22 protein-coding genes are annotated in these 24,869 nt (G+C 72.8%); 14 read left to right on the top strand and 8 right to left on the bottom strand.

Going from position 1 to position 24,869, the window contains the following annotated elements; genetic code table 11:
* Window positions 1-58: 58 nt before the first annotated feature.
* The gene (locus tag ACLJN9_RS03095; RefSeq protein ID WP_410809419.1) at window positions 59-445 is read left to right on the top strand and encodes a DUF2267 domain-containing protein; all 387 of its coding nucleotides are present in this window, start codon (window positions 59-61) and stop codon (window positions 443-445) included.
* An 87-nt stretch (window positions 446-532) separates the two neighbouring features.
* Window positions 533-1,039: a DUF6584 family protein gene (locus ACLJN9_RS03090; protein WP_410809418.1), complete on the top strand. Its 507-nt coding sequence runs from the start codon at window positions 533-535 to the stop codon at window positions 1,037-1,039.
* 28 nt (window positions 1,040-1,067) lie between these two features.
* Here the strand turns inward: ACLJN9_RS03090 and ACLJN9_RS03085 are convergent, their stop codons facing one another.
* Entirely contained in the window at window positions 1,068-2,546 is a 1,479-nt protein-coding gene (locus ACLJN9_RS03085; protein ID WP_410809417.1) for a glutamate--cysteine ligase, read from the bottom strand.
* A gap of 182 nt (window positions 2,547-2,728) precedes the next feature.
* Here ACLJN9_RS03085 and ACLJN9_RS03080 point away from each other — a divergent pair, with 182 nt between their 5' ends.
* Window positions 2,729-3,067 (top strand): DUF3817 domain-containing protein, encoded by a 339-nt coding sequence (locus ACLJN9_RS03080; protein WP_410809535.1) that lies wholly within the window; start codon window positions 2,729-2,731, stop codon window positions 3,065-3,067.
* A 9-nt stretch (window positions 3,068-3,076) separates the two neighbouring features.
* On the opposite strand, the gene ACLJN9_RS03075 is transcribed toward ACLJN9_RS03080, so the two are convergent.
* Window positions 3,077-3,616: a hypothetical protein gene (locus ACLJN9_RS03075; protein WP_410809416.1), complete on the bottom strand. Its 540-nt coding sequence runs from the start codon at window positions 3,614-3,616 to the stop codon at window positions 3,077-3,079.
* Between the two features lie 153 nt (window positions 3,617-3,769).
* On the opposite strand from ACLJN9_RS03075, the gene ACLJN9_RS03070 reads away from it, so the two are divergent.
* From ACLJN9_RS03070 to ACLJN9_RS03060, 3 genes are read left to right on the top strand one after another with little or no spacing between them, the layout of a single operon-like run.
* Entirely contained in the window at window positions 3,770-4,894 is a 1,125-nt protein-coding gene (locus ACLJN9_RS03070; RefSeq protein WP_410809415.1) for a Vms1/Ankzf1 family peptidyl-tRNA hydrolase, read from the top strand.
* Window positions 4,887-6,641: a thiamine pyrophosphate-binding protein gene (locus ACLJN9_RS03065; RefSeq protein ID WP_410809414.1), complete on the top strand. Its 1,755-nt coding sequence runs from the start codon at window positions 4,887-4,889 to the stop codon at window positions 6,639-6,641. Before ACLJN9_RS03070 ends, ACLJN9_RS03065 begins: the two co-directional genes overlap by 8 nt.
* Window positions 6,642-6,690: 49 nt before the next feature.
* Window positions 6,691-7,782: an iron-containing redox enzyme family protein gene (locus tag ACLJN9_RS03060; RefSeq protein ID WP_410809413.1), complete on the top strand. Its 1,092-nt coding sequence runs from the start codon at window positions 6,691-6,693 to the stop codon at window positions 7,780-7,782.
* Between the two features lie 3 nt (window positions 7,783-7,785).
* Here ACLJN9_RS03060 and ACLJN9_RS03055 read toward each other — a convergent pair whose 3' ends face one another.
* A complete protein-coding gene (locus ACLJN9_RS03055) occupies window positions 7,786-8,016 on the bottom strand; it encodes a CDGSH iron-sulfur domain-containing protein (RefSeq protein ID WP_410809412.1) in 231 nt (76 codons plus the stop codon).
* A gap of 253 nt (window positions 8,017-8,269) precedes the next feature.
* Here ACLJN9_RS03055 and ACLJN9_RS03050 point away from each other — a divergent pair, with 253 nt between their 5' ends.
* Window positions 8,270-9,673 (top strand): hypothetical protein, encoded by a 1,404-nt coding sequence (locus tag ACLJN9_RS03050; RefSeq protein WP_410809534.1) that lies wholly within the window; start codon window positions 8,270-8,272, stop codon window positions 9,671-9,673.
* 222 nt (window positions 9,674-9,895) lie between these two features.
* Window positions 9,896-11,038 carry a SigB/SigF/SigG family RNA polymerase sigma factor gene (locus ACLJN9_RS03045; RefSeq protein WP_410809411.1) on the top strand — a complete coding sequence of 381 codons (1,143 nt, stop codon included), beginning with the start codon at window positions 9,896-9,898 and terminating at the stop codon, window positions 11,036-11,038.
* Window positions 11,039-11,113: 75 nt separating this feature from the next.
* On the opposite strand, the gene ctaD is transcribed toward ACLJN9_RS03045, so the two are convergent.
* The 5 genes from ctaD to ACLJN9_RS03020 all read right to left on the bottom strand — a co-directional run bounded on the left by ctaD (window position 11,114) and on the right by ACLJN9_RS03020 (window position 16,766).
* Window positions 11,114-13,105 (bottom strand): cytochrome c oxidase subunit I, encoded by a 1,992-nt coding sequence (ctaD, locus tag ACLJN9_RS03040; RefSeq protein ID WP_410809410.1) that lies wholly within the window; start codon window positions 13,103-13,105, stop codon window positions 11,114-11,116.
* Between the two features lie 125 nt (window positions 13,106-13,230).
* Window positions 13,231-13,959, bottom strand: coding sequence for an ATP-binding protein (locus ACLJN9_RS03035; RefSeq protein WP_410809409.1), 729 nt, complete (start codon window positions 13,957-13,959; stop codon window positions 13,231-13,233).
* Window positions 13,960-14,089: 130 nt separating this feature from the next.
* Window positions 14,090-14,536: a DUF4383 domain-containing protein gene (locus ACLJN9_RS03030; protein ID WP_410809533.1), complete on the bottom strand. Its 447-nt coding sequence runs from the start codon at window positions 14,534-14,536 to the stop codon at window positions 14,090-14,092.
* A gap of 92 nt (window positions 14,537-14,628) precedes the next feature.
* The gene (locus ACLJN9_RS03025; protein ID WP_410809408.1) at window positions 14,629-15,786 is read right to left on the bottom strand and encodes a glycosyltransferase; all 1,158 of its coding nucleotides are present in this window, start codon (window positions 15,784-15,786) and stop codon (window positions 14,629-14,631) included.
* Window positions 15,783-16,766 carry a glucosyl-3-phosphoglycerate synthase gene (locus ACLJN9_RS03020; RefSeq protein ID WP_410809532.1) on the bottom strand — a complete coding sequence of 328 codons (984 nt, stop codon included), beginning with the start codon at window positions 16,764-16,766 and terminating at the stop codon, window positions 15,783-15,785. Before ACLJN9_RS03020 ends, ACLJN9_RS03025 begins: the two co-directional genes overlap by 4 nt.
* A gap of 230 nt (window positions 16,767-16,996) precedes the next feature.
* On the opposite strand from ACLJN9_RS03020, the gene ACLJN9_RS03015 reads away from it, so the two are divergent.
* The 6 genes from ACLJN9_RS03015 (at window position 16,997) to ACLJN9_RS02990 (ending at window position 24,853) form a co-directional block, all read left to right on the top strand.
* The gene (locus ACLJN9_RS03015; RefSeq protein WP_410809407.1) at window positions 16,997-18,007 is read left to right on the top strand and encodes a Gfo/Idh/MocA family protein; all 1,011 of its coding nucleotides are present in this window, start codon (window positions 16,997-16,999) and stop codon (window positions 18,005-18,007) included.
* Window positions 18,000-19,088, top strand: a complete 1,089-nt coding sequence (locus tag ACLJN9_RS03010; RefSeq protein ID WP_410809406.1) for a zinc-dependent alcohol dehydrogenase — start codon at window positions 18,000-18,002, stop codon at window positions 19,086-19,088. The genes ACLJN9_RS03015 and ACLJN9_RS03010 overlap by 8 nt, the downstream gene beginning before the upstream one ends.
* 51 nt (window positions 19,089-19,139) lie before the next feature.
* Window positions 19,140-20,882, top strand: coding sequence for an ABC transporter ATP-binding protein (locus ACLJN9_RS03005; protein WP_410809405.1), 1,743 nt, complete (start codon window positions 19,140-19,142; stop codon window positions 20,880-20,882).
* A 72-nt stretch (window positions 20,883-20,954) separates the two neighbouring features.
* Complete coding sequence (gene secA2 / locus ACLJN9_RS03000; RefSeq protein ID WP_410809404.1) at window positions 20,955-23,246, top strand: accessory Sec system translocase SecA2; 2,292 nt, start codon at window positions 20,955-20,957, stop codon at window positions 23,244-23,246.
* Window positions 23,247-23,412: 166 nt separating this feature from the next.
* Window positions 23,413-24,165 carry a GAF and ANTAR domain-containing protein gene (locus ACLJN9_RS02995; protein WP_410809403.1) on the top strand — a complete coding sequence of 251 codons (753 nt, stop codon included), beginning with the start codon at window positions 23,413-23,415 and terminating at the stop codon, window positions 24,163-24,165.
* 163 nt (window positions 24,166-24,328) lie between these two features.
* On the top strand, window positions 24,329-24,853 hold the full coding sequence (locus tag ACLJN9_RS02990; RefSeq protein WP_410809402.1) for a DUF2231 domain-containing protein: 525 nt from the start codon (window positions 24,329-24,331) through the stop codon (window positions 24,851-24,853).
* Window positions 24,854-24,869: the final 16 nt, after the last annotated feature.

Genomic DNA, 24,869 nt, shown 5'->3' with positions numbered 1-24,869 from the left:
GCCACGTTCGTCCGCCGGCAGGCCCGACGGCCGGTCGGAAAGACGGAAGGAGCGGGTCATGGAGTACGAGCAGTTGATCGCCACGGTACGACAGCGCGCGGGACTCGGCGAGAACGAAACCGTGCGGACCGTGCAGGCCGTCCTCTCGGTGCTCGGCGAACGGCTCGCCGGACGGGAGGCCGACCACCTGGCGGCACAGCTACCGGAACAGCTGGGCTCGTCCGTCACCCGTAATCCCGAGGGTCGCCGCTGGGACGTCGGCGAGTTCCTGAAGAACGTCGGTGACCGGGAGCAGTGCGCGGACGCGGACCGGGTGCGTCAACACGCCCAGGCGGTGTTGCGTACCGTCGCGGAGGCGCTCGACGACGACGAGCGCCACGACCTGTTCGCCCAGCTCCCCGGCGGCATCACCGATCTCTTCGGTGTGCCCACCCCGCGCGGCTGAGCAACCGCCCCGGCCTTCGAGCCGCCGCTGGCGCCCGAACGGTAATGCACTGTCGATCATGGTGGTCGGCCGCTGAGAATGACCGCCATGGCGAAGGATCATGTGCTGGCGAGGGTCGAGGCCGACCTGCGGCGCGGGCACGTCCACCCGGCGATGCAGCGGCTGGCGAGCCTGAACGCGGCGTACCCGGACGACCTTGAGCTGCGCCTCCGGCGTGCCGCGCTGTACCGGCAGGTCGGCAACCCGGCCGAGGCGGGGCGCTGGGGGTTCCTCGGCGAGGATGTCGACGCCGCCGAGATCGGGGCGTTCGAGCGGTGCCGTCCGGACGCCTGGAGGCGCCTGCTCGCGCTCAAGGTGCGGCTTGATCCCACCGCCCAGCTCGGGCCGGCGGCACGGGCGCGCTTCACTCGGCTTGTCGAGCAGGCCGGGCAGGATCGTCAGGCCCGCCTCGACTGGACCGAGGCCGGACCGCGGTTCCAGCCTCCCGGCTCCTGGCGGGACGACCTGCCCGCAGTACTGGCGGGGCTCATTGGCCTGACCTTCGTGGCGATGGCCATCCTCGGGATCGTCACCGTGATCCGGTGGGCGCTGTAGCGGCGCCCTCGGCACGCGTCGGACGGCCTCAGGGGATGGGCCACTCGTGCACCGGCCGGTTGCTGTGCATCAGCGTCACGTAGTGCCGGACCACCTCCCGCAGGGCCGCCGGCCGGTCCAGGTGGTCGGCGGACTCCAGCCGGTGCAGGGTCTCCACCTGCCAGCTCGCGCCGTTGCGACCGGTCAGACAGCGCTGCTCGATGACGCCGAGCAGCCGGTCGCGCTCGCCCGGATCGAGTCCCCAGCGGTCCAGGCCGTGGTGCGCCATCGGCAGCAACCGGCGCAGCACCAGCTCGGTGACCGGCAGATAGCCGAGGCCCGGCCAGAAGACCTGCGCGTCGATGCCGTGCCGCGCGCAGCTGGTGAAGTTCTCCTCGGCGGCGCTGAACGACATCTGCGACCACAGTGGCCGGTCAGATTCGGCCAGGGCCCGGACCAGCCCGAAGTAGAAGGCGCCGTTGGCGATCGTGTCCAGCACGGTGGGCCCGGCCGGCAGCACCCTGTTCTCCACCCGCAGGTGCGGACGGCCGCGCGACACGTCGTACACGGGTCGGTTCCACCGGTAGACCGTGCCGTTGTGCAGGCGCAGCTCGGCGAGAGTGGGCACCTCGCCGGCCGCGAGGGCCTGCGCCGGGTCCTCCGGGGCGCAGACCGGCAGCAGCGCCGGGAAGTAACGGACGTTCTCCTCGAACAGGTCGAACACGCTGGTGATCCAGCGTTCGCCGAACCACACCCGAGGGCGTACCCCCTGGGCCTTGATCTCTTCCGACCGGGTGTCGGTGGCCTGCTGAAACAGCGGGATGCGGGTCTCGCGCCACAGCTCCCGGCCGAAGAACAGCGGCGAGTTCGCGCCGAGCGCGACCTGGATGCCGGCGACCGCCTGGGCGGCGTTCCAGTAGTCGGCGAACTGCGCGGGGCTGACCTGCAGGTGGAACTGCGTGCTGGTGCAGGCCGCCTCGGGGGTGATCGTGTCGGCGGTGACCGCCAGGCGTTCCACCCCGCTGATGGCGATCGGCAGGTCCTCACCGCGGGCGGCGAAGATCTGCTCGTTGAGCAGCTTGTAACGGGGGTTCGCCGAGAGCGTCTCGGCGGTCAGGTGCTCCGGGCGCAGCGTCGGCAGGATGCCGATCATCACCATGTGCGCGCCGAGTGTCCGGGCTTTCTCCTCCGCGGCGTTGAGGCTGGCCCGGACCGACTCCTCGAAGTCCGCGGTGCCGGTGCCGGTCAACCGCCGTGGCGGCACGTTGATCTCGACGTTGAACTGGCCCAGCTCGGTCTGGAAACTCGGATCGGCGATGGCCGCCAACACATCCGCGTTGCGCATCGCCGGATTGGACTCCTGGTCGACCAGGTTGAGCTCGATCTCCAACCCGGTCATCGGCCGGTCGATGTCGAACCGCGACTCGCGCAGCATCTCGGCGAAGACGTCCAGGCAATTGCGGACCTTCTCGCGGTAGCGGGCCCGATCCTCACGACTGAAGGTGCGTACGCCGACATCCTCGCCCATGGTCACCACCCTGTCACCGCTGGTCCCCCCAACCTCGCACGTTGTCGGCGGGTGGGGAAAGACCTGATGGTCTATTCCTACCCAACCGCGAGCCCGGTGATCCCTGTCGCTGCCGCGTGGTCTGCTCGGGCACGGCCGGCCCGCACCGATACCATGGCGGCCCGAGAGGTGGTGGCGTGGGAATGCGGGAAAAGGTGACCGGGCTCTTCGTCGCGGCGGCGATCGCCGAGGCGTGCTCCTGGCTGGCTCTGCTGGTCGGCATGCTGGTGAAGTACGGCCCGCCCGGCAACGAGTTGGGCGTGAAGATCTTCGGCCCGATCCACGGCGGCCTGTTCGTCGCGTACGTCCTGCTGGTGCTCGCGGTGGCCCGGCTGCACCGGTGGAGCCCGATCGCCACGGTGGTGGCGCTGGCCTGCGCCGTCCCGCCGTTCGCGACCCTGGCCTACGAGCGCTGGGCCCGCCGCCGGGGGATGCTCGGCGCCGACCGTCAGGTGGAGCGCGAGCCCGCCCCGGTCGGCTGACCCGGCCGATCAGGTCAGCGCGGAGCAGGCCGCGACGCCGGCGAGCAGCAGTGCCCCCAGCATCGCCTGCAGCAGCAGCGGCGGGCCGAGGTGCGACCAGAGAGTCGCCGTACGCGGAGTGAGCAACTGCCCGGTGGTGAGGTTGACGATCCGCTCGATGCGGGGCGGCAGCTCCGGGTCGCGCTGCGGACGCAGGGTGAGTTGCAGGTGGTCCGCCGGGTGCAGGGCGCTCTGCGGCAGGTGACCATGCAGCTCCACCTCGCAGAGCTGACCGGCGGTGTCGCGCAGCCGCACCGGGGTGACCAGATATTCCGGGCCCTGCTTCAGCTCCTTCCAGCGCCGCCGGGTGCCACCACCGCCCGCCGAGAAGAGCGAGCGCAGCAGCAGGGCGGGCAGCCGGGCGAACGCCGCCGCGGCGAGCACCGCCACCAGCACCGGTTGGCCGACGCGCACCTCGCGGGTGTAGCCGTCGAGCAGGCGGGTCAACCGCCCGGTGACGATCCGCTCCGTCGGGTGCACGATCCGTCGGGTATCGAGTCCGCTGTCCATGTATCCACCACCGAGAGTCCGCAATCGTGCACTGATCGTAGCGACGTCCTCGGTTGAACGACGTGAATGAAACCTGGTCACGGGCTCACGGCCGCGAGGTGACATCCCGTCCGACCCGGGTAAGCGGGGGGCCGAGCTGGAAAGGGGTCGAGCATGCAGCTGTCCTTCCTGCGCCCGCTCTACGACCGTCCCGGGCCGTGGTGCTCGGTGTATCTGGACGCCTCCGCCGACACGGAGGACGCCCACCAGGCGCTGGCACTGCGCTGGCGCGCACTGGCGCGCCAACTGACCGACCAGGGCGCCGACGAGGCGAGCGTCGCCGCCCTGGACCGGGTGATCCGTGGACACGACCCGATGGTCGGGGACTACGGGCTGGCGGTCTTCGCCACGCGTGGCCGGGTGGTGCTCTCCGAGTACCTGTCCGCGCCGCCGCTGAGCGACCTGGCCAGTTACGCGCCGCTACCGCACGTGATGCCACTGCTCGCGGCCCGCGGCGAGCAGGTGGCCTGGGTGCGGGTGCTGGCCGACCGTACCGGCGCGGACGCGATCGCGATCAGCGCCGGCGGAGTGCCCCGGCGGGCACAGATCGTCGGCCGGGAGACCTTCCCGTTGCGCCGCGTGCAACCCGGAGGCTGGTCCCAGTCGCACCACCAGAAGGCCGCCATGGAGGCGTGGCACCACAACGCCGGTGACGTCACGGCGGCGACCGTGCAGCTGGCCGAGAGGGTCGGGGCGGAGGTGCTGGTCATCGCCGGCGACGTACGGGCCACCGGGGTGATCGCCGCGCAGATGCCCGAGCGCTGGCAGGACCTGATGGTGCGTACCGACGCCGGCTCGCGGGCCGGCGGCGCCGACCAGACGCTGCTGGACGACCTCACCGTGCAGACCATCGCGGAGGTCGCCGACCAGCGGATCACCGCCATGCTGGACAAGTTCGGCGTGCAGGAGGACGTGGGGGCCGGCCTCGACGCGGTCGTCGGGGCGCTGCAACGCAACCAGGTGGACACCATGCTGATCGTCGACGACCCGTCGGCCAACGGTGAGCTGTGGATCGGCCCCGAGCCGACCGAGATCGCCGTCGACCCGGGGCAGTTGGCCGCGATGTCGGTAGCCGACCCGCAGCGGGTCCGCGCCGACGCGGCGCTGGTCCGCGCCCTGGTCGGCACCGACGCGGCGCTGACCGTGCTGGGCCCCGACGAGGCGCCGGAGCTCACCGAGGGCGTCGGCGCGGTGCTGCGGTACGTCGACGCCGGCACACCCGGGCGGGGCAATGGCTGAGCGAAGCGTCGCCGACCTGGTGGTGGAACGGCTCCTGGCCTGGCGGGTGCCACGCGCCTTCGGGTTCCCCGGTGCGGCGATCGCCCCGCTGGTCGAGGCGCTCGACCGTACGGGCGGCGACCCGGCGTTCATCCCGGCCCGGCACGAGGAGACGGCCTCGTTCATGGCCACCGGGCACGCGAAGTTCACCGGCGGCATCGGGGTCTGCCTGGCCACCCAGGGACCCAGCGCGGTGCAGCTGCTCAACGGCCTCTACGACGCCAAGCTGGACAGCACACCGGTGGTGGCGATCGTCGGCGAGGACATCTCCGGGCCGCTCGGCGGCGCGCACCAGGCGATCGGGTTGAGCCGGCTCTTCGCCGACGTGTGCAACCAGTTCGTCCAGTACGCCCGCAGCCCCGAGCAGGTGCCGGCGCTGCTGGACCAGGCATTCCGTACGGCGGCGGCGACCCGCAACCCGACCTGCGTCGTGCTGCCCCGACACCTGCAGGAGGCCACGGTCTCCGACCTGGAGCGCAACGCGGCCGGTGTGACCGCCACGAATCCGGGCGCGTCGTTGGCCCGGGTGCTGCCGCACGAGGTCGACCTCGACGCCGCCGCCCAGCTGCTCGCCGGCGGCCGCCGCACCGCCATCCTGGTCGGGCAGGGCGGCCGGGGGGCAGCCCAGGAGATCATCGCGTTGGCCGACCGGATCGGCGCAGGTGTGGCCACCTCACTGCTGGGCAAGCCGGTGCTCGACGAGCGGCTGCCCTTCCACACCGGGGTGCTCGGTGAGGTCGGCACCACGGCGGCGGCCGAGCTGATGGGCGGCTGCGACACGCTGCTGATGATCGGCACCAACGACCCCTGGACCGACTACTTCCCGATGCCCGACCAGGCCAGGTCGGTGCAGATCGACATCGACGGCCGGCGGATCGGCACCCGGTATCCGGCCGACGTGCCGCTGGTCGGCGACGCCGCGGAGACACTGCGGGCGCTGCTGGCCCGGGTGCCCGAGCGGCCGCACGACGACTGGCGTGCCACGGTGGAGAGGTCGGTGGACCGGTGGCGGGCCACCGCGGCCGACCGTGCCGCCGCGCCGGCCGAACCGGTCAACCCGCAACTCGTGCTCCAGGAGTTGTCGACCCGCGCGCCGCGCGTCGGCGCCGTCGCGGTCGACGTCGGCTCGGTCCTCTACTGGTACGCCCGGCACCTGGTCCTGCCGCCCGGGGTGAACGCGCAGCTGTGCGGCACCCTCGGGTCGATGGGCTGCGCCCTGCCGTACGCGATGGCCGCCAAGCTCGCCGCCCCCGACCAGCCGGTCATCGCGCTGGTCGGCGACGGCGCCATGCAGCTCAACGGGCTCGCCGAGCTGATCACCGTCGCGCAGCACTGGCAGGAGTGGCGGGATCCGCGGCTGGTGGTGCTGGTGCTCAACAACCGCGACCAGTCCGGCATGGGCGGTGGGCGGCCGACGTCCTCCGATCCGGCCCGGCGCCGCCCCGACGTGCCGTACGCCGGCTGGGCCCGACTGCTCGGGCTGCACGGCGTACGGGTGGACCGTCCGGAGCTGGTGGGCGCGGCCTGGGACGAAGCGCTCGCCGCGGACCGTCCGTGCGTCCTGGAGGCCGTGGTCGATGCCGCGGTGCCGCTGTCGCCGCCGGAGCCGGCGTTCGCCGACCTGCGAGGCCTGTACGCCAACGGGGATGCCGCCCGGAAGGTCCGGGAGCAGGTGGAACTCACCGTCAACGCGGAGGGCCTCGTTTAGGCGCACCCGGTCCGGGCATCAGTAGCCGCCCGACGACGCTGGAGGTCACATGCCGGAGCACACCGACCGCCGATACGGTCCTGCCGCGCTTCCGCAACCGCGTGGCCCGCTGTCCGCGGCGGTGGTTGGCGCCCTCCGCCGCCCGCCGCACGACCTTCCAGCGGACCTGGGCAGCGACCTCGACGCGGCGGATCCACTCACCGACGAGGATCTGCAACTCACGCTGTTCCTCTGCTACGAACTGCACTACCGGGGCTGGCGTGGGGTGGACGACGGCTGGGAGTGGCAGCCGACGTTGCTGGCCCTGCGGGCCCGAGCCGAGCGGCCCTTCGAGGCGGCCCTGCGTCGGCTGGTCGGCGCCCCCGCGGTGCCGCCCGGCGGCGTGGCGGCCGGGCTTGCGGAGCTGGTCGCCGCCGACGAGGGTCCGTCGCTGGCCGCCACCCTGCAACGGCGCGCCGACCTCGCCCAGTTCCGCGAGTTCGTCGCCCACCGCTCGGTCTACCACCTGCGGGAGGCGGACCCGCACAGCTGGGCGCTGCCGCGCATCGGGGGGCCGGCCAAGGCCGCCCTCGTGGAGATCCAGACCGACGAGTACGGCAACGGCCAGCTGGACCGGATGCACTCCGAGCTGTTCCGGCGCACGCTCGACCGGCTGGGCATGGACACCGACTACGGCGCCCACCTCGACTCGGCTCCCGCCGTGACGCTGGCGACCAACAACCTGATGTCGCTGTTCGGGCTGCACCGGCGGCTGCGCGGCGCGCTGCTCGGGCACCTGGCCGCCTTCGAGATGACCTCGTCGCTGCCGAACCGTCGGTACGGCAACGGGCTGCGGAGGCTCGGTCTGGACGAGGTGGCCACCCGCTTCTACGACGAGCACGTGGAGGCCGACGCGGTCCACGAGCAGATCGCCGCGCACGACCTCTGCGGCGGCTTCGTGCGCGCCGAGCCGGCCCTGGCCCCCGATGTGCTCTTCGGCGCGGCCGCCGGGCTCGCCGTGGACCGGCTGTTCGCCGCGCACCTGCTGGACAGTTGGGCCGTCGGTCGAAGCTCCCTGCGGGCACCCGCCCCCAGGACCATCTCGGTGCCCGCGACCGCGTTGCCGGCCACCGCCGGGGGGCCGCTGGCAGGAGTGGCGTAACGCTCAGCCCTCCCGGGAGGTGCCCGCCCGGAAGTTGACCACCTTGTGGGTGCCGTCGCAGAACGGCTTGAGCGCCGAGCGGCCGCACCGGCACAGCGCCACCGTGCCCCGACGGGCGTCGATGCGCTCGCCGTCCGGGGTGACCAGGGCGAAGTCACCGCGGACCAGTAGCGGTCCGTCCTGGTACGGCGTGATCGTGGCGGCGGCGTGCTCGCTGCTGTCCTCGGTGTGCATGGCCCCGGAAGTGCCCGCCCCGGCCCCCGCGAAACCCCGGCTCGCCGTTGTGGGATCGCCGGATCCGATCGCCCGCGTCGAGCCGCTCCCGCCATGCGAAGCCGATCGTCGCCGAACGTCGGTGATGACCGGCGCACACCGTGGACCTGCGGAATCATGCCGCCGGGTGGGTGATGCCCCGTTTGAACCCCATCGGGACGGGAAGCCGGGCCGCGTGGTGAGCGAACGAGGCAAGGTGGGGCCGGTGCACAAGGTGCACGAGGGGCTCACGGCCGCCGGTGCCGGTCTGTCCGGTGACCGGGTCGTGGCCGAGGGCAGCGCCGCCCGGGTGCTGGTCGCCGCCACCGCCCGGGCGCTGCGCGGCGTGGACTGCGCCGACCTCGGGCAGGTCGGGCCGGTGTCGCGGTTTCCCGGCGCCCCGGAGCTGGTCCGCCGCGCCTCGGCCAGCCGGGCCGCCGGTCGGGTCGCGCTCACCGTGGCCCAGGTCGGCGAGGTGGACTCCGCCCGGGTGGCGCGCTGGTTCGTCGACCAGTACCCCCGCCGCCGCTACCCTGGCGTGCTGCTCGGCTCGCCGCACGGCGCGGCGGCGCACCTCGCGGTGGCCCTCGGCGTGCCGTGGCTGCCGTCGGGCTTCGAGATGTCCGTGCACTGGACCGGTGGCGCGGCGGACCGCCCCGCCGCGGCCCTGGAGCACGGCACCGCGCTCGCCGCCCGAATGCTCGCCGGCAACCCCGACCTGCATCTGCGCCAGGTGCACTGCCCGGCCAGCCGCGGCTCGCTGACCGGGGCGACCGTGTCGTTGGCCGCCCGCTGGCGGGCGCTCCCGGCGGCGTACCGGCAGTTCCTGACCGACCGGCTGCCCCCGGGTGCCCCGGTGCTGCTGGTGCGCGACGCACGGACGTGGCCGGTGCTGGAGCACAGCCCCGGGCACAGCTTCCAGGTCGGCTGTCCGGCCAGCGGCCTGGACCCGGTGGACTTCCACCCGGACAGCCACGCCCTGCGGCAGGTGCTCCGCTCGGTCGGCGGGGACGCCACCCGTTGGGACCCGCCGCAGGTGTCCGCCCCGTCGGGCTACGCCGAACACGGCACGGACTCGGGCTTCGAGCTGACCGCCCGGGACTGGGCGGCCCGCCGGCAGCACCCGCTGCACCGGGTGCTGGTGCCGAGGCCGGGCGCGCTGAGCGCCGCCGTGGCCGACCTGTACCGACGGTGGCTGCGCCGTGCCGGCAAGACCGGCGACCGGTTGGTGGTGGAGTGCGGCCGGTTGCTCGATCCGTGGCAGGTGGTGCGGGCGGGGCTGGTGCCGTACTGGTGTGAGAACGCCACCCGGCGCAGCGTCGACGAGGCCGAGTGGTGGCTGGCCGGCAGCGAGGCGTTCAGCTCGGTGGACGTGCTGCCCGAGCCGCCCGGAATGCGCTCGCCCGCCCTGGCCGGGCTGCCGCAGTGGCTGGCGGTGGCCGGGTTCGGGCGGCGGCGGCGAGCGCTGGACCGGACCACCGCGCGGGGCTACCCGGTCACCTCGGTGCCCACCCGCCGAGCCACCGAGGTGCTGCGCGCCCAGCCGTACGACCTGCCCGTGCCGCCCCCTCTGGAGGCCGCCGAGGCGTTGTCCGTGCTCCGCGACAGCGGCGGCCAGCAGGGGCTTCTGGTCTCCTGAGGCGGAGCACGCCGAAACTTCCTCGCGAACCCGGGGTCCCGTGATTGAGTACCTACGGAGCGGGAACATCGCTGGCTGCGACGGCCTGAATGCGCTGCGTAGAAGCGTTGTCGCCCGCTGGCATCCCAGTCACTGACCCACTTTCCGGCCCGGTGCGTGGCTCGACCACGCGCACGACCGGTTTCCCGATCCGGGCGGGGGACCTTCCTGAGGGAGGCGCGGATGTTCGGACAGACCAGCACGACCACCACCACCACACCACCACCTACCGATCGTGGTCTGGAGGACCTCGACGCGGCAGCGCTGGCGTACGCGGCCCGGATCGAGGGGCTGCCAACCGAGCGGCGGCAGGAGGCGCGCGACGACCTGGTCCGCTTCGCGCTGCCGTTCGCCGGCCGGCTGGCCCGCCGGTACCGGGGCCGTGGGGAGCCGCTGGAGGATTTGGAGCAGGTGGCCCGTCTGGGTCTGGTCAACGCCGTCGACCGCTATGACCCGGAACGGGGGTCGTTCACCGCGTACGCCGCGATCACCATCGTCGGTGAGATCAAACGCCACTTCCGCGACCGCACCTGGGGCGTGCACGTGCCCCGCCGGCTGCGCGACCTGATCCTGGAGGTCGGCCAGGCCACCGCGTCGCTGACCAGCGAGCTGTCCCGGGCACCCACCGTCGCGGAGCTGTCCAAACGGTTGGAGACCCCGGAGGAGGAGATCCTCGCGGCGCTGGAGTCGGCGGCGGGCTACAGCCCGGCCTCGCTGAACGCGCCGGTGGGCGGTGAGAGCTCCGCCGAGTTCGGTGACCTGGTCGGCGAGTCGGACAACGCGTTGGAATCGGTCGACGACCGGGTGACCGTCAGCGGCCTGCTGCACCGGTTGCCCTGGCGGGAGCGGCGGATCCTCGCCATGCGGTTCTACGGCAACCAGACCCAGGCCGAGATCGCCGCCCGGTTCGGCATCTCCCAGATGCACGTCTCCCGCCTGCTGTCGCGGGCGCTCACCTGGCTGCGTCAGGCGATGCTCGCCGACGCGCCGCCGCCCTGGCAGAACGGCGTCGCCGAGCCGGACCCGGGAAAGACCCGGATCTCGGTCAAGCAGAACGGTGACCGGGTGGTGGTCGAGGTCGGTGGCGAGGTCGACCGGGACGGCGCCGACCAGTTGCGTCGCGCGATGCTGGAGGCCGTGACCGGTCAGCCGAGCGAGGTGGTCGTCGACCTGGTCGGCGCCGGTGGCTTCGACGCGGGGGGGATCGCGGCACTGATGGCCGGGCGGGACGCGGCGGCCCGGACCGGGGTGCCGCTGCGGCTGACCCGGGTCCAGCCCGCGGTACGCCGCTCGCTCACCGCCGCCGGTCTGGCACCCCGGGACTGAGACGACGACGCAACCCACCGTACGCGGCGAGGGCCGGCACCCGGGGGTGCCGGCCCTCCGTGTCGCGTACCCCGGTCAGTGCTCTTCGGGGTTCTGGTCGCTGTGGGGGTGCCGCCAACGCTCGTGCGGCTTCGGTGCGTCGGTGCTGTCCTGCGGCGCGTCGCTCTCCTCGAAACTGGGCCGGCGTACGCCCTCGGGCTCCGGCACGTCCACCGGGCGGGCGCCGGACCGCGCCGCCGGCTGGTACTCGGTCGCGTCGCGGGCGCCGTGCGCGCCCTCGGCCGCCGGAGACTCCGGTGCGTGGTGCTCCATGCGTAGCTCCTCGGTGAAGTGCTGCGGCGGCTTCGTGGTGCGCTGCGGCAGGTCCCGGCCGAGGTCGGCGACGAGCGGGCCGTACTTCAGGTCAAAGGCCGGACGTTCGGAGCGGATCCGGGGCATCCGGTCGAAGTTGCGCAGCGGCGGGGGACAGGAGGTCGCCCACTCCAGTGAGTTGCCGAAGCCCCACGGGTCGTCCACCGTGACCATCGCCCCGTACCGCCAGGACTTCCAGGCGTTGTAGATGAAGAACAGCGTGGACAGGCCGAGGACGAAGGCGAAGATGCTGGAGATGGTGTTCAGGGTGGTGAAGCCGTCGCTGGGCAGGTAGTCGGCATACCGGCGGGGCATCCCCTCGGCGCCCAGCCAGTGGTGCACCAGAAAGGTGCCGTGGAAACCGACGAACAGGGTCCAGAAGTGCACCTTGCCGAGCCGCTCGTCGAGCAGCCGCCCGGTCATCTTCGGCCACCAGAAGTAGAAGCCGCCGAAGAGCGCGAAGACCACCGTGCCGAACACCACGTAGTGGAAGTGCGCCACCACGAAGTAGGTGTCGGTGACGTGGAAGTCCACCGGCGGGCTGGCCAGCAGCACGCCGGTGAGCCCGCCGAGCAGGAAGGTGACCAGGAAGCCGATGGCGAACAACATCGCCGTCTCGAAGGTGATCTGCCCCTTCCACATGGTGCCGATCCAGTTGAAGAACTTCACACCGGTGGGCACCGCGATCAGGTAGCTGAGGATGCTGAAGAACGGCAGCAGCACCTGACCGGTGGCGAACATGTGGTGCGCCCAGACCGTCATGGACAGCACGGTGATCGCGATGGTGGCCAGCACGATTCCGGTGTAGCCGAACAGCGGCTTGCGGGAGAAGACCGGAATGATCTCGGTGATGATGCCGAAGAACGGCAGCGCGATGATGTAGACCTCGGGGTGGCCGAAGAACCAGAAGAGGTGCTGCCAGAGCATCGGGCCACCGGTGGCCGCGTCGAACACGTGCGCGTTGAGCAGCCGGTCGGCCGAGAGTGCCAGCAGCGCCGCGGCCAGCAGCGGGAAGACGAGAATCACCAGCACGCTGGTGAACAGCATGTTCCACGTGAAGATCGGCATCCGGAACATGGTCATCCCGGGCGCTCGCAGGGTCAGGATCGTGGTGATCAGGTTGACCGCGCCGAGGATGGTGCCCAGTCCCGAGATGACCAGGCCGACGACCCACATGTTCGTACCCACACCGGGGGTGTTCTCGACGCTGCTGAGCGGGTTGTACGCCGTCCAGCCGAAGTCCGCCGAACCTCCCGGCGTGAGGAAGCCGCCGATCACCATGAGGCCGCCGAACAGGTACAGCCAGTAGGCCAGCGCGTTGAGGCGGGGGAACGACACATCCGGCGCGCCGATCTGGATCGGCACGATGAAGTTGCCGAATCCGAAGGCTGCGGGCGTGGCGAACAGCAGCAGCATCGCCGCGCCGTGCGAGGTGAAGAGCTGGTTGTACTGCTCGGAGGAGAGGAACTGCAGGCCGGGGCGGGCCAACTCGGCGCGCATCAGCATCGCCTGCAGCCCGGCGATCAGGAAGAAGCCGAAGGAGGTCAGCAGGTACAGCACACCGATCTGCTTGTGGTCGGTGGTGGCGAGAAACTTGATCAGCGAGTTGCCGGGGACCGGCGCCCGCAGTGGTCCGGGGAAGCCCCCGAAGCGGGCCGGTGCCAGGATCGCCGGGCCTCGATCTCGACCGGGTTCCGTGGTTACCCGCTTGCGCATGGCTGTTCACCCCGTCGTCACGACAGAAAAGGACGGGCGTGCCTACCCCACCCTCCACCCATAAAACCAGGCGGGAGCGGTAATTTCGGTCAGATCGCCGGGACCGGGAAAACCATCGCGAATGCTCAGGACGCGGGCAGCATCGCCCAGACGGCCTTGCCCTGACCGGCCGGCACGGAGCCCCATCGCTGCGTCAGCTCCCGGACCAGCAGCAGCCCGCGGCCACCCTCGGCGCGCAGATCCGTTCCGGACGGCCGGGCCGCCGCCTGACTGCCGTCGACCACGGCCAGGTGCAGGTACGGTCGGCGCAGGGTCACCGTCACCTGCATCGGGGTGCCCGCGTGCCGGACCACGTTGCCGACCAGTTCGCTGAGCACCAGCGCGGCCGGGCCGGCCGCCTCCGGCAGGTTCCACCGCGTACAGGCGTCGGCGACAATCTCCCGGGCCCGCCGGCAGGCTCCGGCCACCGGCTCCAGCCGGACGCGCAGCCGGGGCGCGGTGTTGGCGCCCGCCATCCGGGTCGCCTCAGCGCAGTCGGGGGATACCGGGACCACCCGGCAGGTGGACGTCTCGGACAGCCAGCGGGCGGCGGTCGGCGGCGGGGAGCAGAGCACCACCGGCACGGTCGGCCACTCCTCGGCCCGCCGGGCCGTCGCGGCGAAGACCGACAGCGCCAGCCGATCCCGGACGGTGACCTCGGCAAGGTCGACCACCAGCGCGTCCGGCTGGGCGGCCAGCGCGGACGACAGGGCCTCGTGCACCACCCGCATGGTCCCCAGATCCAGCGAGCCGGCGAGCCGAACCACCGTCACCGGCGCCTCGTCTTGCACCTCGCAGGTGATCCGGCTGGACATGGGGCCCTCGATCCGCTCGTGTGTGTCGGGATCTGCCAACTACCCGAGGGGCACCGGGGCCAAACCGGACCGACGGGCCGGGCGAGGTAGGTCACGGACGACGTGGCTGGTCAGGGGCCTGCCCGTCCGGTCAGGGGCGTGCCCGTCCGGTCAGCACGCCGAGTGCGATCATGCCGACGCCGAGGCCGAGGTGCAGCCAGCCGTCGGCGTTGTTGACGGGCAGCACGTTCGCCCCGGTGTCGTGGTCCACCGCCAACCCGTAGAGCCAGAGCACCAGGTAGACGGCGCCGCCGCCGATCAGGTACGTCCGGGCACCGGCGACCGTCCGGGCCAGGGCCAGGCCGGCCACCCCGAACAGCAGGTGCACCAGGTTGTGCAGCACCGACACCTGGAACGCGCCGAACAGGAACGCGCCCGAGCCGTGGCCGGCGAACCGCAGGCCGGCCGTGCCGCTGGTGATCCCCGGCACGAAACCGAGGACGCCGACCAGCAGAAACAGCACCGCCACCGTTCCCGCGGCGCGGCGTACCGGCGGCCTGCCGTCGGCCGGGTTGGGGCGGGCGCGGGAGTGCGCCATCGGTCCGACCAATGTCCCGGCTCCTCGCTGGGCGGCGGATGTGCGGGTGCCGGCTACCCCCCTGCGCGGGCGGCAAACGTCGGCGCCGCAGGTCAGACCGTCTGCAGTCGCGGCGCCGTGGCCAGGTCACGGACCCGCTGATACAGCTCGACGTAACGCTGGGCCATCACCACCGGGGTGAACCGCTGCGCGGCAACCCGCCGGCACTCGTCGGGGTCGAGCCCTCCGGCGGCCAGCACCAGATCGTCCAGCTCCTCCTCGTCGGCGGTGAGCAGCCCGGTGCGGCCGTGCTCGATCAGTTCCGGCAGGCAGCCCCGGGCGGTCGCCACCACCGGCGTGCCCAGAGCGAGGGACTCGACCACCGCCGTACCGCCCGGCTCCTCCCACCGCAGCGGGAACAGCGACGCGCGGGCGGTGGCGAGCAGGTCGTCGCGCTCCTGACCGGCCACCGTGCCGACCCAACGGACCAGGTCGCCGTCGACGTGCGGCGCCACCTCGTCGAGGAAGAACCGCACGTCCGGGTTCTGCCGGGCCTCGTCGCCGGCCGCGGCCAGCTCGGCCGGGCGATGGTACGGGCCGACCGGCCCGGCCAACACCAGCGGAACACCGACCCGGTGGGCCAGCCGGGCACCCACGTCCTGCCCCTTGCCCGGGTTGATCCGACCGAGGATGAGCAGGTGCCCGCCCTTCTCCGGCCGTGCTCGACGGTCGGCGTCCACCGCCAGGGGGGTGGACAGGTGCACGTGACCCACCGAGTGCTCCCGCAGGGCGCGGGGGGCGCGGGCCAGCTGCGAGGCGGAGACCCCATTGACCCGTACGCGGGCACCGCCGTCCAGGCCGCCGTAGAGCGCGGGGTGCTTGGCGAGGTCCCAGTGCAGGGTGTGCAGGGTCGGCGGCCCGGACGGCCCCATCGCGGCGAGGGTGGCCAGGCCGACGGCCTCCACGTGGTCGTGCACAAGGTCGATGTCGTCGCGGGCGTGCAGCTCGCGGACCACTCCGGCCAGGTGCGCCTGGGCTATCCCGCAGACCTGGTTGTACGGCCGTTGCAACGCGGCGAACTGCCCGTCGGAGAAGACCGACACCCGCTCGTCCACCGGCAGGGTGCTGGTCTCCACCGAGGCGAGCACCACCCGTACGCCGAGTCGCCGCAGCTCCGGCACCAGCGTGGCGATCACGTTCTCGATGCCGCCGTAGCCGGGCGGTGGCACGGACAACCACGGGCCGGCGTTCATCAACACGGTGAGGCTCACGCCGCGGACACCCGTCGACGGGGCACCCGGTGGCGCAGCTCGGCCAGCGGCGGACGCTCCTCGATGGACACGTCGCTGACCACGATCTCGCGGTCGAGGTTCGGCAGCGCGTCCGAGCCGCCGCGACGGAACTGGGTCAGCAGTGGCTCCGGGAACATGTCGGGGCTCGCCCAGCCACGTCGTTGCAGCCGCGACCACGCGGTCAACATGATCTGGGCGGACATCCGGCCGAGGGCCGCCGTGTCCTGATGGCGGTGCTTGCGCTCGCCGAGGTCGACCTGCGCCAACGCGTCCAGGCCGACAAGGTCGAGCAGGTCGATCAGCATGGCCGTCTCCACCCCGTAGCCGGAGACGAACGGCACCCGGGACAGCACCTCGCGCCGGGCGGCGTACTCGCCGGCGAGCGGCTGCACGAAGCCGGCCAACTCGGGCCAGAAGAGATTGAGCAGCGGTCGGGCCATCAGCTCGGTCACCCGGCCGCCGCCGTCCTGTTCGACACTGGCGGTGCCGATCAGGGGCCGGTGGTAGAAACCCTTGACGAAGTCGACTGACGGGTCGGTCAGCAGCGGGCCGAGCAGCCCGCTCACGAAGTGCGGCCGGAACTCCCGCAGGTCGGCGTCGATGAACGCCACCACGTCGCCCTCGGCCGCGGCCAGGCCCGCCCAGAGCGCGTCGCCCTTGCCGGTCAGCCGGGGCAACCCGCGGGTCATCGCGTCCTGGCTGACCACCTCCGCGCCGGCGGCCCGGGCCACCTGCGCGGTGCGGTCGGTCGACCGCGAGTCCACCACGATCAGCTCGTCGACCAGGGCGACCCGATCCATCAGGTGCTCCCGGATGGTCGACACGATCGCGCCGACCGTGGCCTCCTCGTTGTGAGCCGGCAGCACGACGCTGACCCGGCTGTCCCCCTTGGCACGCAGCAGCCGACGCGTCGGCCAGTCCGCGGCCGAGGTCGTCCGGTACGTGGCCCAGGCCTCCACCACCGGTGACACGCTCGATGTCGTATCCCGCACGGGCACCCCTCCCCGATCCGTGGGCGGAAAAAACCACAGTGGTTGTTCCCCCTGCCCACCATGCGCTAACCGCTTCCGGAGCAACAGCTTGATCACAGGGAGTGCGACGTCACGTTCCCAGGGGATGAACGTTTGATTGCGCACACCCGGGGGGACTGCTCCCATCGAAGCGGAAGAGTTCTCGGAAGGGCTGTCGGATGCGGAGATGCCGGGTGGGCCTGATCGGCGCCGGGGGAGTGGCACAGCGTCATGCGCGGGTGTTGGCCGCGTTCGACGACGTCGAGCTGGTCGGCGTGACCGACGTGGTGCCGGAGGCGGCCGAGGCGCTGACCGCCCGGCACGGTGGCCGGGCCCACGCCGACGTCGCCGAGCTGCTGGCCGCCGGCGTGGACGCGGCGTACATCTGCGTGCCCCCGTTCGCCCACGGCCCGGCGGAGGAGGCGGTCGTCGACGCCGGCCTGCCGATGTTCGTGGAGAAGCCCGTCGCGGTCGACCTGGCCACCGCCGAGCGGATCGCCGACCTGGTGGCCCGTCGCGGGCTGCGGACCGCCGTCGGGCACCACTGGCGCTACCTGAGCTTCCTCGAGCAGGCCCGCGAGCTGCTGGCGGACCGTCCGGTGCGGATGGTCAGCGGCGCCTGGCTGGACAAGGTCCCCCCGGTGGCCTGGTGGTCGCGGCGGGATCGCTCGGGTGGCCCCGTGGTCGAACAGGCAGCGCACGTGCTGGATCTGATCCGGACGTTGGCCGGCGAGGTGACCGAGGTCACCGCGTACGGCAACGGCAGCCCACCGCCGGTGGACGGCGCCGACATCGACTCGGTGACGACCGCCACACTGCGCTTCGCCAGCGGTGCCGTCGGCACGCTCAGCGCCGCCTGTGTGCTGGGCTGGAAGCACCGGGCCGGGCTGGAGATCCTCGCCGACGGGCTGGCGTTGTCGATCGCCGAGGACGGCCTGCTGATCCGCGACTCCGACGGTGAGCGGCACGTGCCCGCCGACCCGGAGGCCGCCCGGGTGGCGGTCGACCGCTCCTTCATCGACGCGGTACGGGGCATCGGCGACGACGTGCGCGTCCCGTACGCCGAGGCGCTGGGCACGCAGCGGTTGGCCCTCGCGGTGGCCGACTCGGCCCGCACCGGCGACACCGTCCGGCTGTCGCACCCGGCCGCGCCCCCGGTGCTCCTCAGCGGGGTGACGGTCGATGCGTGACAGGGTCGTCGTGGTCGCCGCCCCGGGCCGGGTGGAGCTGGTCGAGCAGGCCGCGGCGCCGCTGCGCCCCGGCACGTTCCGGGTCGAGACGCTGTTCAGCGGCGTCTCCGCCGGCACCGAGTTGAGCTACGTCAAGGGCACCAACCCCTATCTGAACGCCAGGTGGAACGCCGACCTCGGGCTGTTCGAGCCGGGCGAGGCGAGCACCCCGTACCCGGTGACCCGGTTGGGGTACATGCAGGTCGGCCGAGTGGTGGAGAGCGCCACCCGGGCGGTCGCGGTGGGCACGGTGGGCGCGATGACGTACGGGCACCGCACCGGTTGGCTGGCCGACCCGGTCGCCGAGCGTTTCGTTGCGCTCCCCGACGACCTGGACCCGCTGCTCGGCGTCTACGTGGCGCACATGGGCCCGATCTGCGCCAACGGCCTGCTGCACGCCGCCGCCGACCTGCACGGCGCCGACGTCCGCTCGCTGGGTGACGGCGTGCGCGGCCGACGCGTCGCGGTGGTCGGCGCCGGTGTGGTGGCGCTGCTGACGGCTCTGCTCGCCCGGCGACACGGCGCGGCCTCGGTGGTGGTGCTCGACCCCACCCCGCAGCGTCGTGAGGTCGCCGAGGCGCTCGGCCTGGAGACTCTCGACCCGGACGCGGACGACCCGGCGGTGGTGCTGAAGACCCGCTGGGCGCACACCGCCGGCGACCGGGGCGCCGACGTGGTGTTCCAGTGCCGGGGGCAGGCCTGGGCGTTGCAGCTCGCGCTGCGGCTCCTGCGCCCGCAGGGCACCGTCATCGACCTCGCCTTCTACCAGGGCGGCGCGGACGCCGTCCGGCTCGGCGAGGAGTTCCACCACAACGGTCTGTCGCTGCGCTGCGCGCAGATCGGCCGGGTGCCGCGGGGGCTCGCGCCCAGCTGGGACCGGGAGCGGCTCTCCGCCGAGACCATCGACGTGCTCCGGGCGTACTCCGACGTGCTCCGCAAGCACCTGGTGTCGGCGGTGGTGCCGTTCGACGAGGCGCCCACCCTGCTCACCGACCTGGCGCAGCGGCGGCGCCACGAGCTTCAGGTGGTGCTGGCCGCCTGACTCGCGCCGGAGCGGTCCCGCGCGGCGGCGGTGCGGGCTACCGTTCCGGCCATGAGTGTCCGCGAGGATCGGCCCGTCGGCCTGACCGCCCTGCTGCCGTACCTGCGTGAGCACCGCGGCACCCTGGCCGTCGTGGGCGCGCTGTCGCTGGCCGGGGCGGCGGCGTCACTGGCCCAGCCACTGCTCACCCGGTCGGTGCTCGACCGGGTGAGCGACGGCCTGGGGGTGTCCCGGCTCGTGATGGTGCTGGTGGTGCTCGTGGTGCTCGGCGCGGGGATCGGCGGCCTGCGCGACTACCTGCTGCAGCGCACGGCCGAGGGCCTGGTGCTGGGCACCCGACGACGGCTGGCCGGGCACCTGCTGCGGCTGCCCATCGCCGAGTACGACCGCCGGCGCACCGGTGACCTGCTCTCCCGGGTGGGTTCGGACACCACCCTGCTGCGCGCGGTGGTCACCTCCGGACTGTTCGAGACGGTCACCGGTGCGGTGATGGTGCTCGGCGCCGGCACGGCCATGGTGCTGCTCGATCCGCTGCTGTTCGGTGTCACCCTGCTCGGGGTGGGGCTGGGGCTGGGATTCGCGGCCACGTTCGCCCGGCGGGTCCGGGCGCTGGCCCGCGCCGCACAGGAGCGGATCGGTGAGATGACCTCGGCGGTGGAGCGGGCCATCTCAGCGGCCCGGACCATCCGGGCCAGCCGGGCCGAGGCCCGGGAGACGGAGACCGTCACCGGCAGTGCCCGGGGGGCGTACTCCGCGGGGCTGCGGGTGGCCCGAGTGCAGGCGGTGGTCGGCCCGATCGGCTCGGTCACCGTGCAGGGCGCCTTCCTGCTGGTGCTCGGCATCGGCGGGGCGCGGGTGGCCGCCGGGGCGATCACCGTCGGCGACCTCGTGGCGTTCGTGATGTACCTGTTCTTCCTGGCCCTGCCGTTGGCCCAGGTGTTGCGCGCGTACACCCAGTTGCAGACCGGGCTGGGCGCGTTGCAGCGGATCGAGGAGATCCTGGCAGTGCCGGCCGAGGGTGCGGCGGACCGTCCGGTTGCCACCGCGACCCCGCGTGGCCCGGCACCGATGATCGAGTTCGACCGGGTGGGGTTCGGTTATCCGGGCGGTGAACCGGTGCTGCACGAGGTCAGCTTCGCGGTGCCGGCGGGCACCCGTACCGCCCTGGTCGGTCCCTCCGGTGCCGGCAAGTCGACCCTGCTGGCCCTGGTCGAGCGCTTCTACGAGGTGAGCGCCGGCGCGGTACGCCTGGACGGCAGCGACGTCCGCGAGCTGCCCCGCGACGCGCTGCGGTCCCGGCTCGGCTACGTCGAGCAGGAGGCGCCGGTGCTGGCCGGCACGCTGCGGGAGAACCTGTTGATCACCACCCCGGACGCTGGCGACGACCGACTGCACGAGGTCCTCGACAAGGTCAACCTCGGTCATCTGGCGCACCGCACCCCGCAGGGCCTGGACGTCCAGGTGGGTGAGGGCGGGGTGCTGCTCTCCGGGGGCGAGCGGCAACGGCTGGCCATCGCCCGGGCGCTGCTGGCCGGCCCGCCGGTGTTGCTGCTCGACGAGCCGACCAGCAACCTCGACGCGCGCAACGAGGCGGCACTGCGCCGCGCCATCGACGCGGTGGCCGTCCGCCGGACGCTGTTGATCGTGGCGCACCGGCTCGCCACCGTGGTCGACGCCGACCAGATCGTCGTCCTCGACGCCGGTCGGGTGGTGGCCGTGGGCACGCACACCGAGCTGACCGCCACCGATCCTCTCTACCGGGAGCTGGCCACCCACCAGCTGCTGGTGGCCTGACCCGCCGGCGTCCCGGCCTGTCCGGCCGGCCGGGCCGCGCAAGCCGGCCGGAATCGCGTACCGTTGCCGCTCATGGGTGTGTCGCAACGGTTCAAGAGCAAGTTCCGGCGGTTCCTCGAGCGTCCGGGCACGACCGTGGATCTTGCTCCTCTGGAGAAGCTGCTGACGGCGATCGAGGCGCGCGAGGATGACCTCGCCGCGCTGGACGACGCCGAGTTGACCGAGGCCGCCGGCAACGCGGTCGGCTACGAGGAGATCTGCGCGGTCGGCCGGGAGGCCGCCCGCCGCGGCCTCGACCAGCGGCCGTACGACGTGCAGCTGCTCGGCGCGATGGCGCTGCTCTCCGGCAAGGTCGCCGAGATGGCCACCGGTGAGGGCAAGACCCTGACCGCCGCGATCGCCGCGTACGGGCACGTCCGGGTCGGCAACGGGCCGGTGCACGTGCTCACCGTCAACGACTACCTGGCCCGCCGCGACGCCCAGTGGATGGAGCCGGTCTACACCCTGCTCGGCCTGACCGTCGGCTGGGTCAACGAGGCGTCCACCCCGCAGGAGCGGCGCGACGCCTACGCCTGTGACGTCACCTACGTCTCGGTCAGCGAGGCCGGCTTCGACTACCTGCGCGACCAGCTGGTCACCGACGTTGCCGACCGGGTGCAGCCGGCGCTGAGCACCGCGATCGTGGACGAGGCCGACTCGATCATGATCGACGAGGCCCGGGTGCCGATGGTCCTCGCCGGTTCGGTGCCCGGCGAGCAGGACCCGGTGCACACCGCCGCCGCGCTGGTGCGCGGGCTGCGCAAGGACCGGCACTACACGGTCCCCGAGGACGGCCGCAGCGTGGCGTTCACCGCCGCCGGCCTGGCCGCCGTCGAGGCCAAGCTCGGCATCGACCTGTACGACACCGAGCACGTCGCGCAGCTCTCCGCCGTCCACGTGGCGCTGCACGCGCACGCCCTGCTCAACCGTGACGTGGACTACATCGTCCGGGACGGCTCGGTCGAGCTGATCGACGAGATGCGCGGCCGGGTGGCCCAGCGCCGCCGCTGGCCGGACGGGCTCCAGGCGGCGGTCGAGGCCAAGGAGGGCCTGGACGCCACCGCCGAGGGTGAGGTGCTGGGCACCATCGCGATGCAGGCGTACATCGCCCTCTACCCGAAGGTGTGCGGAATGACCGCCACCGCGGTGCTGGTCGGCGACCAGCTGCGCGAGTTCTTCGGCCTCGAGGTGGCGGTGATCCCGCCCAACACGCCGTGTGTCCGCGAGGACGAGCCGGACCGCATCTTCGCCACCAGGGCGGAGAAGGACGAGGCGCTGATCGACGAGATCCGGCGCTGCCACGCCGAGGGGCGGCCGGTGCTCGTCGGCACGCTCGACGTCAAGGAGTCCGAGGGTCTGGCCGCCGGGCTGAACGCGGCCGGCGTGGCGTGCGTGGTGCTGAACGCCAAGAACGACGACGAGGAAGCCGCGATCATCGCCGAGGCCGGCGCGTACGGCGCGGTGACCGTCTCCACCCAGATGGCGGGCCGGGGCGTGGACATCCGGCTCGGCGGCAGCGACCAGACCGACCAGGAGCGGGTGGCCGAGCTGAGCGGGCTGTACGTGATCGGCAGTGGCCGGCACGACAGCCGCCGGGTGGACGACCAGTTGCGCGGCCGGGCCGGCCGGCAGGGCGACCCGGGCGGCTCTGTCTTCTTCGTGAGCCTGGAGGACGACCTGGTCACCCGGCACGCGGCGGACGCGGTGCCGGCGTCGCCGCGGATGAACGCCGACGGCCTGGTCACCGACGAGCAGGTGGACTACGCGGTGGAGCACGCCCAGCGGGTCGCCGAGGGCGTCAACCACGAGATCCACCGCAACACCTGGCGCTACAGCGTGGTGATCGAGCAGCAGCGCAAGGCCCTCGCCCAGCGCCGCGAGCGGCTGCTGACCAGCGACGTGGCCGCGCTGATGCTGCTGGACAAGATGCCCGAGAAGGCCGGCGAGATGGACGAGGACCTGCTCGCCCGGGCGGCACGCTCGATCGCGCTCTACCACCTGGACCGGCTCTGGGCCGAGCACCTGGCCGAGCTGTCGGAGGTCCGCGAGGGCGTGCACCTTCGCGCGCTGGGTCGGCTCGACCCGCTGGACGAGTTCCACCGGGCCGCGGTGCCGGCGTTCAACAACCTGGTTCCGGAGATCGAGGCCCGCACCCTCGCCACCTTCGCCGAGACCGAGTTCGACGAGGACTGGGACCCGGAGGACGGCACGCTGGTCCGGCCGACCGCCACCTGGACGTACCTGGTGCACGACAACCCGTTCGGCTCCGAGCTCGACCGGCTGATCGCCTCCATCGGGCGGCGGCTCAGCGGCGCCTCGCGCTGACCGCGATCGGGCTGCGGCTTCCGGGGTCCCTGTAGCGCATCCACGCGCGGCAGGGACCCCGATTTACGCCGTTTCGACCCTGGTTGGTGGGGGTAGTAGCCCGGGTCGGTCACGTCGGGGGAGATGCGAAATGACACGGGGGACGGCGTTGGCGAGTGGTGCGCGCGTGCATACGGGGGCAGCGGACCGGTTGCGGGAACCGGTGGCCGAGCGCCTCGGCGTACTGGAGACTGCCGCCCTGTTGCGGGAGCTGACCGCCGGCCTGATCGCGCTGACCGATTTCGATGAGGCGCTGCTGGCGTTGGTCCGGGTGACCCGGGACGCGGTGGCCGGGGTGCGCTGGTGCGGCTTCACCGCCCTGCGCGCCGGCGAGCCGGCCGGGGTGGCGGCCTCCGACGAGCGACTGGCCGGTCTGGACGACCTGCGGAACGGGCCGGACTCGCCGGCGATGAGCGCGATCCGGCGGCGGGAGATGATCCTCGCGGTGGATCTGGCCGGCGAAACCCGCTGGCCGGCCTGGACGGCGCGGGCCCGCGACCTCGGGGTCCACGGGGTGATCTCCGCGCCGGTGGACATCGACGACCAGGTGATCGGGGCCGTCAACCTGTACGCCGAGGCACCGGATCTGCTCACCCCGCAGCACCAGCTGATCGCGATGCTGCTCGCCGAGCACGCCGGGCTGCTGCTGGCCGCGGTTCGTGACCGGGGCCGGCGGGTCGCGCTCGCCGGCGAGCGGGACGCCTCGATGCTCCAGGACGGCGTCGTGGGGCAGGCCGTCGGCGTGATCATGACCCAGCGCGGCTGCGCCCCGGCCGAAGCTCTGGACGTGTTGCGCACCGCCGCGTCCGCACTGGACATCCCGCTGCGCGAGGTGGCCGAGCGGCTCGTCCGCACAGTCTCCCGCCAGCGCGACACCTGAGCGGGCCGGTCCGTCCGCCGCGGCACCCGCCCCCCGGCCGGGCTGAGACCGACCGGGCGCCCGTTCTCCCGGTCCGCGACGAGTCGGGCGGCGCCGCTTCACTGGCGGAGGGCTCGGGTAGCACCCTGGTGGTGCTGAGCTGCGCCGAAACGTGGGAGGGCCGATGCAGAGCCGGCTACGGGTGCAGGGCAACCCCGTCCAACCCATGTTGGTGACGTTCCCGCTCGGGCTCTTCGTCAGCGCCACCGTCTTCGATCTCAGCGACGTCACCGGTGGGCCGGCCTTCCTGGGCGAGGTCGGCTACTGGACCGGCGTGGCCGCGCTGTTCGCCGCCGCGATGACCGCGATTGCCGGCATGGTCGACCTGTGGGACGTTCCGGGCGACCGCACCCGCCGCACCGCCGTCGCCTTCAACCTGGTGAACGCGACGATGGCCGGCTTGTTCCTGCTCACCTGCCTGGTACGGGCCCACTCCCCGCAGCGCGGCGCGTCGACCGCGATCCTGATCACCGAGCTGGTCGCGCTGGCTGTCGGCGGGGTCGGCGTACACCTGGGCGCCCGGCTGATGCGACAGTTCGACGGGCGGCGCCGCGGCGAGGCAGGCACGTTCGACGCACTCGGCGGCGAGGCCGGCACGCTCGGCGGCGGGGCCGACCCCACCGTCGACGGGGTCCGCCCCCGACCCTGACGCGACCGCGCGCACC

This window comes from Micromonospora sp. 067-2 (assembly GCF_046549295.1).
Classification (GTDB): domain Bacteria; phylum Actinomycetota; class Actinomycetes; order Mycobacteriales; family Micromonosporaceae; genus Micromonospora.
Note: the sequence above shows the minus strand (reverse complement) of the source record. Positions and strands in the feature narration are given on the sequence as shown.